Below are 13,026 nucleotides of genomic sequence, written 5' to 3'. Positions count from 1 at the left end.
GGGCACGGCGTTCGACACGACGGCGCAAGAAAATCTTCCGGGTTCTTCTCCGGCGGCTCAGGCGGCGGGCGGCGGCGTCATCGCCCAGCGGATGGTGCCGGTCACCACGGTGCCGAGCGCACGGCTGACCACGTCGGCGGAGACGGGGACCCACGGCAGTCGCAGGGCGCGTCGTCCCCAGCCGGGCAGCAGCCCGACGGCGGCCAGCGCGAGCGCGCCGTAGGGCGCGCGGGCGGCGAGGGGGAGCGGCGGGCGGAGCAGGAGGAAGGTGGCGGCCTCCCGTGCCTCCGGCGTGCCGCGCAGCTCCGGCCGGTACGACGCCAGCCGCTCGCGCAACTGCTGCTCGGTCAGCGGCGGGTCGACCACACCCAGCCGCCGGGCGACCTCCGCGGCCTGGGCGACGTACTCGTCGCGCTCGGCCCGGTCGAGCGGCCGGTGGCCGTAGGTCTGGTGGGCACGCAGGAAGCTGTCGACCTCGGCGACGTGCACCCAGCCGAGGAGGTGCGGGTCCGAGGCGGCGTAGGGCGAGCCGTCGGGCATGGTGCCGGTGATCTGCGCGTGGATCCTTCGCACTACCGCCACCGCCGCCTCGGCGTCCTCCGCATGGCCGAACGTCGTCATCGCCAGGAAGGTGCTGGTGCGGGCGAGCCGGCCCCACATGTCGCCGCGGTAGCCGCTGTGCTCGGACACGGCGCGCATGGCCGCGGGATGCAGCGACTGGAGCAGGAGCGCGCGCAGGCCGCCGACGAACATCGAGGCGTCGCCGTGGACCCGGGCGATCGGGCTCTCCGGCGGGAACCACCGCGGACCCGGCCGGTTGTGGATCCGGTCGCGGGCACGCGGCCCGTCCGGCCCGGCGACCCGCGCGAACAGCTCCGCACCCATCCGCTCTCGCACCCGGCCGACGATCATCCGTCGAGCGTACGTCGCGGCCCCCAGCCCGAGCGGGTGGGATCGAGGCCGGACGCACCCGTTGCCGGCGGCGTTTTCGGGCACCGTGAGTGCATGACGGCCCGAAGCGAAGAACCGATCGAGCAGGCGAACGAGGCAGACGTCATCGAGCAGGAGCAGTCGCTCGACGACCCCGGGACGGTGACGCCCCGTGATGACGTCTCCGGCGGCGAGGCCAACGAGGCTGACGCGCTGGAGCAGCGAGCCAGCGTCACCGGCGACGACGAGGACGCCTACCCGCACCAGGCCGAGCAGGCCGACGAGTGATCCCGTCCGACGCAGGACGGATATATCAGGAAGGGATCAGGAAGGAGATGAAGCCATGCGCATCCTCGAGCTGATCAAGCGGCTCTTCCGCCCGAAGGGCAGGCTCGGCGGCCCGGCGGGCGGGCCGCATCCCGGCCCGTTCGACACACCCGACGACCGGAGGTAGCCCCGGACGGCGAGAGCCGGGGGCGGAGCTGCCGAGAAAAGTTGTCCGACAACGTCTCGACGACGGGCCGCTGGGTACTGCCGGCGTGAACCGGTGGTGGCGGTCCGACTCGGCGGGCGCGACAACCGGGGAGGGAGCGATTCACCCGAGTCCGCATGCGCTGCGGGCGAGGGGGGACCGCTCCTTCTTCTGGTTCTCGGGGACCAGCTGTCGAATCCAACCGGTCGCGGCTCCGGCCGCGCTGCTCCACGTAAGGGTTCTCTCACATGTCCAGCTCAGCGAGCCGTCCAGCCCGTCCAGGCCGTCCAGCCCGATCCGCCCGCCTTCTGACGATCCCCGCAGCCGCGCTCGCGACCGCGCTCGTCGCGGCACCCGTCCATGCCGATCCCGGCGACCCACGAGGCAACGGGGCCGAGAACTCCGCCCGTCAGGACGGCGGGCGTCCCGACCCCGGCCCCCGGCCGGCGCCGGAGAACCGCCCGCCCATGCCGGAGCAGGCCCGCGTTCCCGACCATGCGGCCGCCCGAGGACCACAGGCGGACCCGCCCGGGCAGGGCCGCGGCCCCCAGGACGCCCCACCCCCGCCGCACGCAGCGCCCCCGGCGCCCGACACCGCGCCCGGGCAGGGCGGCGCACCCGGCCAGGGCGCGGCACCGGGCGACGGTGCCGCCCCCGGCGACGGGGCGGAGCCGCCCCGCGGCGAGGCGAACGCCGTGGGCAAGCTGCCGAGGGTCGTCGTCTGCAAGTGGGTCCGCAAGCCCGGCGTCGACGAGGTGTACTCCCACCCCATCGTCGTCAACGCCAACGCGCTCGTCGGCAAGGGCTTCGACGGCACGTTCCCGTTCCCGTTCTCCGACGGCCAGGTGAACTCGGTGGCGATCCGCTACGCCGAGCCGGGCGAGAGCGCCCGAGAGGTCGGCGCGACCGACTGCCCGGCCACGTCCGAGGTGCCGCCGGGCGGCGAGCCCGGCGGTGAGGACCCCGGCGACGGTGACGAGGTCGGCGGGGTGTCGGAGACCGACGACGAGATCGCCGCTGTCGCCGGTGTCAGCGACGTCGCGCCCGGCGCCGCCGCCGACGGTGCCGCCGTCCGGGCCGCTGTCGACGCCCGGTCGGGCTGGCTGCCGGCCACCGGGCTGGACGAGCACCTCCAGCTGGCGGCGCTCGCGGGCGGCCTGGTGACCCTCCTCGGCGGCGCCCTGGTCGCGGTCGCGGCCCGACGCCGGCGTACCGCCTGACGGTCACCTCGGCCGCAACAAGACACAGCAGGTCCCGACCCGTCCGGGTCGGGACCTGCTGTGTCTGCTGTGTCTGCTGTGTTTATGTTGCTGTGTCTATCGGGCGACCGGCTCGAACCCGTCGAGGATCGGCTGGTAGAACCGCTCGAGGCGCGCCGGCCGCACGTCGCGGGCCGCGAACATGACCACGGACCAGGTGCGGCGACCGCGCACCCCGGTGGTCACCGAGAAGATGACCTGGTCGCCGCGCGCCCGGCGTACGACGCCGACGCTCCGGCGGGCCGGGAGCGCGCCCAGCTCGGTGCGGAGCCGCCGCTCCACGCGCACGCGCGGGAACGTCGAGCGGATGGCCTCGAGGGCAGAGGCGTGCCCGGCGCGCAGCCCCTTGTTGCCGGTGGGCCCGACGGTGATCACGATGTCCCCGGCGCGGGTCGAGAGCTTGACGCCGCGGTCGACCTTCTCGCCGACCAGCTGCGGGGGAGCGGTCACCGCAAAGCCACCCGCCCGGGAGACGACGGCTACGAGCGCGTCTCCCGAGCGGGTGGGTGTGGTCGCGGCGGGGGTGTCACCAGCGCCGCTGTCGCTGTCGTTGCCGCCCCAGGCGTAGATCGCCGCTGCACTACCGAGCAGTGCTGCGATCACCCCGATGGCGACGGCGATGGTGACACCCTCGCGACCTCGCGGCCAACGATCAAGCAGCCGCATCGACCGGGTCTCGTCGGCGGGCCCAGGCCAGGCAGAACCCACCGAGTGCGATGGTGAAGAGGCCGATCGCGAGCAGGCCGCTCCACACGCCGCCGGCGTCCGGCAGCACGCCGGCACCCGCGTCGCCGTCGCCGGCGGCCGGGCCACCGGCACCCGGGCCACCTGCACCCGGACCACCGTCGCCGTCACCGGGACCGCCGGGGCCGTCGCCGGGACCGCCCGGACCGGAGCGGGAGCCGGCCTTGTGGACCAGCGTCTCCGACTGCGCCGCGTCGGCGAGGATGACGCCGTCGAGCACCGACGCGTTCAGCGCGATGGCGCCGTGGCCGGCGATGCCGTTGCCGAGGTAGGTCTCGCCCTGGTTGAGGAACACGCAGGCGACACTCGGGCTCGTGCACCCCGGCGGGATGCTGATCGCGGTCGGCTCGGTGAAGTCACCGAGCGGTCCGCCGAGCTGCAGGCCGATCACCTGCGACTCCTTCGAGGCCGAGCCGCGCGAGTCGGAGGATCCCTCCGAGCTGACCGCCTGGGCGCCCACGGTGCAGGCGCCGAGGACCGGACCGAGGCAGACGTCGGCGACCGACGAGCCCGACGACGCCTCGGTGTGGCCGGAGCCGTCGCGGCTGATCTCGCTCCAGCTGTCCAGCACGCCGACTCCCACGGGGCCGTCGCAGGTCGCCGCCCCGGTGCCGCCCAGGCACGCGGACGCGACGCCGCTGCGCGCCGAGCTGTCGGACGTGGTCTGGCCTTCGTGGGCCTCCGCCTCCGCGTAGAGCACGGAGGCGCAGATCGCGCCACTGGTGCCCTCGCAGATCGCGGCCAGCGGGTCGGCCTCGTCCTCCTCGGTGCCGCCGGAGTCGGCGTGCGCACCGAGGATCTCCTGACCGGCGATCGCGAGCGTGGTGGCGTCGGCGCTGGCCGAGTGGTCGTCCTCGATCCGGGAGTCGGTCGTGCCGACGGACGCCAGGTCGTTGCCCGCGAGGTCCGCCGAGAGTCCCTGGGAGGATCCGTGGTCCGGCGGAGCCGGGTCCTGGGTCTCGTAGCCCGGGGAGTCGTCGTCGTCCTGGACGGGCGCAGCCGCCTGCTGCTCGGCCCTCTTCGGCGCCGGGGCCGGTGGCTTCAGCAGCTTGTCGACGACCTCGTTGATCTGGTCGGTGACCTGCTTGAGCGGATCGGTGTCCTCCTCCGCGGCCGTCGGGGCCGCCGAGAAGGCGACCATTCCTCCGGCCACGAGAGCGACCAGGGCGGCACGCCTCATCGGGCGGCGGCGAGATCTGTCGCGCATTTCGTTTCCTTTACCTCGGGTTGCAGGTTCAACGACGGGACGCTTGGCGCGTCACCCTCCCCCGCCGCTCCCGAGGCGGCGACCCCCTGCGGCCGGCTCCGGCCGCCGACTCTCAGTACCCGACGACCGAGGCCGAAACCCCCCGACCTCGCGACGTACCGCTCAGCGCCGCCGAGCCGGGATCCAGTCGAACGTGTCCGGGTCGGGCCCGACGCGCCCCGCCGGGCCGCGGTCCAGGCCGTCGACCGTCGCCATCTCGTCGTCGGTCAGGCTGAAGTCGAAGACCGCGAAGTTCTCGTCCATCCGAGCCCGACTCGTCGACTTCGGGAAGACGATGTCGCCGCGTTGGATCGCCCACCGCAGCGCGACCTGCGCCGGGGTCCGGCCGTGCTTGCCGCCCACCTCGGCAAGCGCCGGATCGGCCAGCACGTCCCCCTGGCCCAGGGGGCTCCACGCCTCGACCGCGATGCCGTGGTGGCGGGAGGCCCGGCGCGTGTCGTCGTTCGCGAAGTAGGGGTGCGCCTCGATCTGGTTGACCACGGGGACCACGCCGGTCTCGCCGACGATCCGGTCCAGGTGGGGCGGCTGGAAGTTCGAGACGCCGGCGGACCGCAGCCGGCCGTCGCCCACGAGCTCGGCCATCGCCCGCCACGTGGAGACGTAGTCGCCGTCGTACCGCGTGGGCAGGGGCCAGTGGATGAGGAAGAGGTCGAGGTGGTCCAGGCCCAGCCGCGACAGCGTCTCCTCGAACGTACGACGGACGTCGTCGGGCCGGTGCGCGTCGTTGTTGAGCTTGCTGGTGACGTAGAGGTCCGACCGCGGGATCCCCGAGGAGGCGATGGCCTCGCCGACGCCCTGCTCGTTGCCGTACATCTGCGCGGTGTCGATGTGGCGGTAGCCCACCTCCAGCGCCTGCGTCACCACCTCGGCGGCCTGCGCCGGCGGCACCTGGTAGGTGCCGAAGCCCAGCTGGGGGATCGTGGACCGGTCGTTCAGGGTGACGGTGGGGACCATGCCGCCAGCGTATGCAGCCGGCTGCGGACCGGTGTGCGCGCCGATGCTGCGGGTACCTCGCTAATCACCGGCCGCCGTCCCCTTGAGCCGGGGGTGGCCGCACACCAGACTGGCCGCAACGGCCATCGAGACGGAGGAAGCCCATGACGAACACCCCTGAAGAGCCGCTGAGCGACGACCAGATGACCACGCCTCCCCACGGCGACCCGATGCCGGCCACGGGCGACGCCGACGGCACCGACGGCGACGCCACCGACGTGACCGACGGCGACTCCACCGACAGCGACGGCACCGACGGCGACTCGTCGGACAGCGACGGCACCGACGGCGACTCGTCGGACAGCGACGGCACCGACGGTGACGCGTCCGACGGAGACTCCTCCGACAGCGACGGCACCGACGGGAGCGGCTCCTGAGTGTCGGCCCTCGACCTGCTGAGTGGTGACGCCCAGACCTTCCTCGCGAAGGTCTGGGCGTCGCGCGTCCACCTCCACCGGACGGCGCCCGACGACCTGGTGGGCCTGCTGTCGTTGCGGGACGCCGACGAGCTGCTGACCTCGTCGGGGCTGCGGACTCCGGCCCTGCGCTTGGCGAAGGACGGCGCGGTGCTGCCCGAGGCGTCGTACACGCGCAAGGGTGCGACGCTCGCGGGCAAGCCGCTGACCGGGCTGGTCGACGCCCGCAAGGTGCTGCAGCTCTTCGACGACGGGGCGACCGTCGTCTTCCAGGGGCTGCACCGCTACTGGCCGCCGCTGACGCGGCTGATCGCCGAGCTGGAGGTCGAGCTCGGCCATCCCTGCCAGGCGAACGCCTACCTGACCCCGCCGGGCTCGCAGGGCTTCGCGGTGCACTCGGACTCCCACGACGTCTTCGTGTTCCAGACGGCGGGGTCCAAGCAGTGGGAGGTGCACGGCGACGAGGGTCCGGAGGACGTCCTCCTGGAGCCGGGCCTCTCGATGTATCTCCCGACCGGTACGCCGCACGCCGCTCGCGCCGAGGAGACGGTGTCGCTGCACGTCACCGTCGGCATCAACCAGCTGACCTGGCGCGGGCTGGTCGAGCGCACCGTCGCTCCGGTCGTGGCGTCGGTCGGCGCCGAGCACCTGCCTGCGGGCTACCTCGACGACCCGGGGCTGCTGCGCGACGGCCTGGCCGAGCGGCTGGAGGCGCTCGCCGCCGAGCTGAGGGGCCTCGACCCGGCCGCCGCGGTCGAGACGGAGATCCGTCGGTTCCTGACGTCCCGGCCCTCCCGTCTCGCCGGCGGCCTGCAGGACGTGCTCGCGCTCCGGGCCGAGCTCGCCGACGAGACGCTCCTGCAACGCCGTCCGGGCCACCCCTGCGTCCTGCTCGACCGGGGCGACCAGGTGGAGGTGCTGCTGGGCGACCGGTCGCTGATGGTTCCCGCGTGGATCCGGCCGGCCCTCGAGGCCGCCCGCGGCATCCGCGGCCCGTTCTCGCCGGGAGACCTGGCCGAGCACCTCGACGAGCAGAGCCGCCTGGTGCTGTGCCGCCGCCTCGTCCGGGAGGGCCTGCTCGAGATCACCACCGCGTCCGCTTGACTGGGCCGGTGACCGACGACGGAAGCCGCTTCAGCTGCGCAGCGGCCAGCCTCTCGCGCGACGAGCCGGTCGCTGGGACCGCCACCCACGTGCGCACCTGGCTGCTCCTCGAGCACTCGGGGCCCTGGGGCGACAAGGCGCTGCTCGACGCCCGCCTGCCCGAGGGGCTCGGGCCGGCGCTGCGCCAGCGGGCGCAGGCGCTCAAGGCCAAGATCCTCCTCGTCCGGCGCCCGCGCGCGTCGCGCGACCCCGAACGGCTCAACGTCTTCGCCGCCCGGGCCGACCCGGTCGCGCCCCGCCTCGAGCACGGCACGGTGGCGGACCTGCGCGAGGTGCTCGACCTCGACCTGCTGTCCTTCCGCGAAGGAGGATCGACGGGCCTGACGCCGGCCCCGGGTCCGCTGTTCGCGGTGTGCACCAACGGCCGTCACGACGCGTGCTGTGCGGAGTACGGCCGCCCCGCCGCGCTCGCCCTCGCCGACGCCCACCCGGACGTCACCTGGGAGGTGTCCCACATCGGCGGCGACCGCTTCGCGGGCAACATGGTGGTCCTGCCGCACGGTCTCTACTACGGCCGCCTCACGCCGCAGACCGCCGTCGACGTCGCCGGCCGGCATCTCGCCGGCGAACTCGAGCTCGCCCACCTCCGCGGCCGGTCGTCGTACCCCATGCCCGTGCAGGCAGCGGAGATCGCCCTGCGCCGCGAGCTCGGCCTGCCCGGCATCGACGCGGTGCGGCTGGCGCGCCGGACGGTCGAGCGGGACGCCCAGGGCGATGTGACCGTGGCGCGGTTCGCCGCCGGCGACAGCGAGTACGACGTGCGCGTGCGCACGGTCGTCGCGGCCGAGTCGGCGACGCGGCTGACCTGCAAGGCGTCGCGGGACAACCCGGTCCCGCGCCACGACGTGGTGGGCCTCCGGCGTCGCTGACCCGGTCTCCTTGCTCCGCGCATGCCTCTGGCCCCACCTTGCGGTGGGGTGTGGGGCGTGGTGCCTAGCCGGGGCAGGGTGGGCCGGTCTGGATGGGCCAGGGTCGGGTGTCGTGGTCGGGCGGCGGTCCGTGCACGGTCTCGTCGACGTGGACGGGTGGGTCGAGGGTGCGGGTGCCGGTGTGGTCGACGAGGAAGTGCCGCCCGTTGGGGGTGATCCACAGGTAGGTGCCGGGTTGGACGATGACGTAGCGCCAGGTGGAGAACGTCTTCGCCCGGTGGTGGGCGCGGCAGGCGGGGACGAGGTTGCACGGACACGCCACCCCGCCCTGGCTGTGCGGGAGGGCGTGGTCGAGGTCGCAGCGCGACGCCCTGCGGCCGCACCAGGGGAACGCACAGTGATGATCACGGAGCTGGACGTGGTGTCGGTGGCGGTCTGGGATCTCGTAGGAGTCCACCGGGATGTGGCCGGCGAGGTCGATCACCGGCCGCACGACCACCGTCGTCCCAGAAGTGGCGAGCCACTCCTTGATCTGTGCGACGGTGATGGGGCGTTGCTGGTCCTCCCACCGCCCCACCGGCGCACCCTGCTCATCGCCACCGCTGGTCGTGCCGCCGGTGATGGCGGTGTCGGAGACGTGGACGTTGAGCACGGCTCGCCGGCCACGGGATGCGGTGGTGACCTCACCGGTGGACTCGTCGACGGTCTCGAGGTCGAGGGTCAGGTCCGCACGGGCCAGGTCACCGACCGCGACCGCCCGCCGGACATCGAGCGACCCGTCATGCCCCAGCTTCCCCAGCAGCACCGCACGACGGTTGACGGCGGTGTCCAGGTCCGCGCCGTCAGCGGCGTCCAGGACCCCGTCGACCTGCACCACGCCGTCGGCGAGATGGTCGAGGTGCACGTCGAACCGCCGGGAGTCCGACGACTCCTCACGACGGGCCTCAACCGCCTCCGGGTCGTAGAGGGTGATGGCTTCGTCGATGTGGTGCTCGACCTCCCGCCACGAACACGACCGGATGTGCGGGGCGAGCTTCCGGTCGACGTGCGCAGCGGCCTCGGGGCTGAGGTCGTGGGTGAGCTCGGCGACCCGTTCGGCCTTCCACGGCGCACACCGCCCGGCGAGGACGGCGGCGTAGATCTGCTTGAGTCGCCACGCACACCCGATGACCCGGCCGACGTAGGCGCGGCCACCGTCGGGAGTGCGTTCCAGGGTCGCGATCAGCTCCATCAACGCGAACTCCGACACCAGGGGTGCACCTGGGCCGGCGATCGGGATCCCGGTGTCGACATAGTCCTCGATCAGCGTCGCGGCGCCTTCCTCGCAGTCCACGACGTTGCGGTCGGCCCACGCGACGATCGCCCTCCACTCGTCGATCAGGAGGGACCTGCGAGCGCGGAGGCCGCCGGCGAGGTGCTCGAGCAGCTCACGGTCCGAGCAGCGGTCGAACTGCCCTTCCGTGTCGCTGTCGTTCTCGTGCTCCATGACACCCATCAAAGCACCACGCGCCGACACAACCCCGGGCTGGAAACCCGCCTGGGGACAGGCGATTCCCCATCCGGCGCTGTGGACGGAAAGTGGCGCAAACCAGCCCCACCGCCCGCCCATCCCGACCTACGGAACCCGCCTCACCGCCTACGGAAGCCGACCCGGCAACGCGACCCAGCCCCAACGCGAAGCCTCCCGCCGTAAAAGCCCTTACGGCCCGGCACCACTACGCGACCGCAGCCTTCATCCCGCTCACCACGACCCGTCGACGGCTCCTAACGCCGAACCCGCCGCCCCTCACCCACCACCCCGCAGCTCCCGCCTGTCGTCGGGATGCCGACGCGTCACCCCGGTGCGGTCGAGGTGCTCCAGGAGCGGCAGCACGACCCGGCGGCTGGTGCCCAGCCGCTCGCGGGCCTGGCTGGTGGTGAACGGCTGAGGAAGCCCGGCGAGCCGGTCGGCCGCGAGCCGGTCCGCGCCCGGGAGCAGCAGGATGCCGGGCGCCACACGCAGGAGGCGGCCGGCCTTCGCGGCCGCGGCCGCGCGCCGGTCGTCGAGGCCGAGCGCCGCCAGCCGGTCGGCGGTCGGCGCGGCGAACGGGGCGTCGACGAGGTCGCGGTGCAGCGCGGCGACGGCCTCCTCCACCTCGGCAGGCAGCCGGGCCACGCCGACGGCGTGCACGCGGCCGTCGCGCACCACCAGCGGCGGGTCCACCGCCGCGGCGACGAGCGCGGGGGACGGGAGCCCCAGCCGCTCGGCGAGTGCGGGCAGCGGCACTCCGGCGTCGAGCGGCCGCTCCGCCGCGTGGACCCGGACCGCGTCAGCGACGTCCGAGGCGACGCGAGCCCGCGCCTCGGCACTCATCAGCCAACCGTCCGCGGCCACCATGTCGCTGGGCAGCCGGTCGACGGGGACGCCGATCCGGCGGAGCAGCTCGGCCGACACCAGGCCGCGGCGGCGTACCTCCGCACCGAGGTCCGGTCCCTCGCTCCCCGCGAGGGCGGCGGCCCGCGCCGCTGCCGCGCCACGCCGCCGCAGGCGCGGCGGGGCCGGGTCGAGCACACGGACACCCCACACCCGCCGGCTCCCCGGGTCGCGCAGCAGCGCCCGGTCTCCCACGCGGAGCGGGAGCCGGCGGGGGAGCGCGAGCCGGACGGCCGACCCGCCCAGCGGTCGGACCCGCACCTGGACCGAGGCGGCCCCGACGTGGAGCAGCGGCCGCTCCGGCAGTCCGTCGATGTCGGCGAGCACCGCCGCGTCGACGACGTCGGTGGCATGCCACGCTCCCGGCGTGACGAGCGCGGCCCCTCGGTCGAGCAGCGCGTCGTCGCCGACGACGTTGAGCGCCACCCGGGCGACCCCGCTGACCTCGGTGGCGTCACCGCCCAAAGCCTGCACGCGCCGCACCCGCACGGTGCCCGACCCCGACTCGCCGATCACGGACAGCGTGTCGCCGCGCCGGACGGTGCCGGCCGGCAGCGTGCCCGTGACGACCGTTCCCGCGCCGCGGACGGTGAAGCGGCGGTCCGCCCACAGCCGGAGGTCCGCGTCGGGGTCGGGTCGCGGCAGGGCCCGGACCATCGCGACCAGGGCCGTGCGGAGCTCGTCGAGGCCGGTGCCGTGACGTGCGCTCACCGACACGACCGGCGACCCGGCGAGCGAGGTGCCGGCGATCTCCGCGTGCGCGCGCTCGACGGCCGGGCGGGGGTCCGCGAGATCGCTGCGGGTCACGGCGACCACGCCGTGGCGCACGCCGAGGGCGTCGAGCGCGGCGAGGTGCTCGGCGGCCTGCGGCATCCACGGGTCGTCCGCGGCGACGACCAGCAGCGCGGCCGGGACCGGGCCGACGCCGGCCAGCATCGTGGAGACGAAGCGTTCGTGACCCGGGACGTCGACGAACGCGACGTCGCCCACGTCGGGGAGCGAGGTCCACACGTAGCCGAGCTCGATCGACAGCCCGCGTCTGCGCTCCTCGGCCAGCCGGTCCGGCGCCATGCCGGTGAGTGCGGCGACGAGGGTCGACTTGCCGTGGTCGACGTGACCGGCGGTGGCGACGACGTGCACGCTCAGCCGTCCCGGCTCGCGACGCGTCGTACGACCTGCGCCAGGGCGGCGTCGTCGTCCGGTACGACGGCGATCAGGTCGAGCAGCAGCCGGTCGCGCTCGACGCGCCCCACGACCGGCAGGTCCGGGTCCTCGCGCAGCGGCCCGGCCAGCGCCGCGGGAAGGGCCAGCGCGGCGCTGGGCAGCTCCACGCCGGGCGCGCCCCCGCCGCCGACGGCCGCGGTGCAGGCCACCGCCTCCGCGGCCACCACGTCGCCGAGGTCGGCGGCGAGCTTCGCCGCCCGCGTCATCAGGTCGGCCGGGTCCGCGTCGAGCGCCGCCCGCACCGGCGCGACCGGCCCGACCAGCGTCGCCTCGAGCGCCGCGAGGGTCAGCTTGTCGACGCGCAGCGCCCGGGCGAACGGGTGCCGCCGGAGCCGCTCGACCAGCTCGGCCCGCCCCAGCACCAGGCCGCACTGCGGTCCGCCGAGCAGCTTGTCGCCCGACGCCGTCACCAGGTCCGCCCCTGCCCGCAGCGCGCCGGCGGCGTCCGGCTCGTCGGGCAGGCGGGGATGGCGCTCGAGCAGACCGGAGCCGATGTCGACCACCACCGGCACCGGCAGCGCGGCGAGCTCGCGCACGGGGACGGTCGAGGTGAAGCCGCTGACCACGAAGTTGGAGGGGTGGACCTTCAGCACGAACGCCGTCTCCGGCCGCACCGCGTCGGCGTAGTCCGCCGCGCGGACCCGGTTGGTCGTGCCGACCTCCACGAGCTCCGCACCCACCGACTCCAGCAGCTCGGGGATCCGGAACCCGTCGCCGATCTCCACCAGCTCCCCGCGGGCGACGACCACCTCGCGACCCCGCGCCAGCACGCAGGCGGCCAGCGCCAGCGCGGCCGCCCCGTTGTTGACCACGTGGACCGCCTCGGCCTCGGGCACGCGCGACGCGAGGGCGGCCAGGGCGGACCGGCCGCGCCGTCCGCGGCGTCCGGTGGCCAGGTCGAGCTCCACGTCGGTGGGCCCGGCCGCGACGCCCAGCGCGTCGACGGCGGCGCCGGAGAGCGGCGCTCGACCGAGGTTGGTGTGCACCACCACGCCCGTCGCGTTGAGCACCCGTCGCATCCGCGTGGCCGTGGCGGGCAGTGCGGCGACGGCGGCCTCGACCACCTCGTCGGCCGGCACCTCGCCGGCGCGGCACCGGTCGAGCGTCGCGGCGACGACCTGCTTGACGAGCGCGATGCCGAGTCGCTCCGCCGCCCGCTGCAGCCGCGGGTCCGCGAGCACCCGGTCGGTCCGGGGCGTCGTACGCCGCGGGTCGAGCTCCATCGCTGTCTCCTTCGCGCCGCACCGGAACCCCCATTGTCACGCAGTCGGCGCC

At 74.6% G+C, this 13,026-nt stretch carries 12 protein-coding genes; 5 read left to right on the top strand and 7 right to left on the bottom strand.

Annotated features, from left to right (window positions below):
- Positions 1-57: 57 nt before the first annotated feature.
- Entirely contained in the window at positions 58-912 is an 855-nt protein-coding gene (locus ACPOLA_RS00610; protein WP_435768408.1) for an oxygenase MpaB family protein, read from the bottom strand.
- 93 nt (positions 913-1,005) lie between these two features.
- On the opposite strand from ACPOLA_RS00610, the gene ACPOLA_RS00605 reads away from it, so the two are divergent.
- Positions 1,006-1,218: an Rv3202a family protein gene (locus ACPOLA_RS00605; RefSeq protein ID WP_435768407.1), complete on the top strand. Its 213-nt coding sequence runs from the start codon at positions 1,006-1,008 to the stop codon at positions 1,216-1,218.
- A gap of 879 nt (positions 1,219-2,097) precedes the next feature.
- The gene (locus tag ACPOLA_RS00600; protein ID WP_435768406.1) at positions 2,098-2,622 is read left to right on the top strand and encodes an LPXTG cell wall anchor domain-containing protein; all 525 of its coding nucleotides are present in this window, start codon (positions 2,098-2,100) and stop codon (positions 2,620-2,622) included.
- A 96-nt stretch (positions 2,623-2,718) separates the two neighbouring features.
- Here ACPOLA_RS00600 and ACPOLA_RS00595 read toward each other — a convergent pair whose 3' ends face one another.
- The 3 genes from ACPOLA_RS00595 to ACPOLA_RS00585 form a co-directional block, all read right to left on the bottom strand.
- Entirely contained in the window at positions 2,719-3,111 is a 393-nt protein-coding gene (locus tag ACPOLA_RS00595; RefSeq protein ID WP_435768405.1) for a hypothetical protein, read from the bottom strand.
- Between the two features lie 202 nt (positions 3,112-3,313).
- Positions 3,314-4,612, bottom strand: coding sequence for a hypothetical protein (locus ACPOLA_RS00590; protein ID WP_435768404.1), 1,299 nt, complete (start codon positions 4,610-4,612; stop codon positions 3,314-3,316).
- Between the two features lie 162 nt (positions 4,613-4,774).
- Positions 4,775-5,626: an aldo/keto reductase gene (locus ACPOLA_RS00585; protein ID WP_435768403.1), complete on the bottom strand. Its 852-nt coding sequence runs from the start codon at positions 5,624-5,626 to the stop codon at positions 4,775-4,777.
- Between the two features lie 143 nt (positions 5,627-5,769).
- Here ACPOLA_RS00585 and ACPOLA_RS00580 point away from each other — a divergent pair, with 143 nt between their 5' ends.
- The 3 genes from ACPOLA_RS00580 to ACPOLA_RS00570 are packed head-to-tail and all read left to right on the top strand — an operon-like array spanning position 5,770 to position 8,114.
- The gene (locus ACPOLA_RS00580) at positions 5,770-6,042 is read left to right on the top strand and encodes a hypothetical protein (RefSeq protein WP_435768402.1); all 273 of its coding nucleotides are present in this window, start codon (positions 5,770-5,772) and stop codon (positions 6,040-6,042) included.
- Entirely contained in the window at positions 6,043-7,185 is a 1,143-nt protein-coding gene (locus ACPOLA_RS00575) for a cupin domain-containing protein (RefSeq protein ID WP_435768401.1), read from the top strand.
- 8 nt (positions 7,186-7,193) lie between these two features.
- Positions 7,194-8,114: a ferredoxin family protein gene (locus ACPOLA_RS00570; RefSeq protein ID WP_435768400.1), complete on the top strand. Its 921-nt coding sequence runs from the start codon at positions 7,194-7,196 to the stop codon at positions 8,112-8,114.
- Between the two features lie 64 nt (positions 8,115-8,178).
- Here the strand turns inward: ACPOLA_RS00570 and ACPOLA_RS00565 are convergent, their stop codons facing one another.
- The 3 genes from ACPOLA_RS00565 to selA all read right to left on the bottom strand — a co-directional run bounded on the left by ACPOLA_RS00565 (position 8,179) and on the right by selA (position 12,974).
- Positions 8,179-9,600: an HNH endonuclease signature motif containing protein gene (locus ACPOLA_RS00565; RefSeq protein ID WP_435768399.1), complete on the bottom strand. Its 1,422-nt coding sequence runs from the start codon at positions 9,598-9,600 to the stop codon at positions 8,179-8,181.
- Between the two features lie 300 nt (positions 9,601-9,900).
- Positions 9,901-11,667 (bottom strand): SelB domain-containing protein, encoded by a 1,767-nt coding sequence (locus ACPOLA_RS00560; RefSeq protein ID WP_435768398.1) that lies wholly within the window; start codon positions 11,665-11,667, stop codon positions 9,901-9,903.
- A gap of 2 nt (positions 11,668-11,669) precedes the next feature.
- Positions 11,670-12,974, bottom strand: coding sequence for an L-seryl-tRNA(Sec) selenium transferase (gene selA / locus ACPOLA_RS00555; protein WP_435768397.1), 1,305 nt, complete (start codon positions 12,972-12,974; stop codon positions 11,670-11,672).
- Between the last annotated feature and the right edge of the window lie 52 nt (positions 12,975-13,026).

The sequence above is a fragment of the Nocardioides proteolyticus genome (genome assembly GCF_051280635.3).
Taxonomy (GTDB): Bacteria; Actinomycetota; Actinomycetes; order Propionibacteriales; family Nocardioidaceae; genus Nocardioides.
The sequence above is the reverse complement of the archived record's forward strand: the minus strand, read 5'-3'. Positions and strand labels throughout refer to the sequence as shown.

Excerpts from the sequence above, each read along its gene's own strand:
- ACPOLA_RS00605 (WP_435768407.1), top strand. The coding sequence starts at position 1,006 with ATGACGGCCCGAAGCGAAGAACCGATCGAGCAGGCGAACGAGGCAGAC.
- selA (WP_435768397.1), bottom strand. The coding sequence starts at position 12,974 with ATGGAGCTCGACCCGCGGCGTACGACGCCCCGGACCGACCGGGTGCTC.
- ACPOLA_RS00610 (WP_435768408.1), bottom strand. The coding sequence starts at position 912 with ATGATCGTCGGCCGGGTGCGAGAGCGGATGGGTGCGGAGCTGTTCGCG.
- ACPOLA_RS00585 (WP_435768403.1), bottom strand. The coding sequence starts at position 5,626 with ATGGTCCCCACCGTCACCCTGAACGACCGGTCCACGATCCCCCAGCTG.
- ACPOLA_RS00590 (WP_435768404.1), bottom strand. The coding sequence starts at position 4,612 with ATGCGCGACAGATCTCGCCGCCGCCCGATGAGGCGTGCCGCCCTGGTC.
- ACPOLA_RS00580 (WP_435768402.1), top strand. The coding sequence starts at position 5,770 with ATGACGAACACCCCTGAAGAGCCGCTGAGCGACGACCAGATGACCACG.
- ACPOLA_RS00565 (WP_435768399.1), bottom strand. The coding sequence starts at position 9,600 with ATGGAGCACGAGAACGACAGCGACACGGAAGGGCAGTTCGACCGCTGC.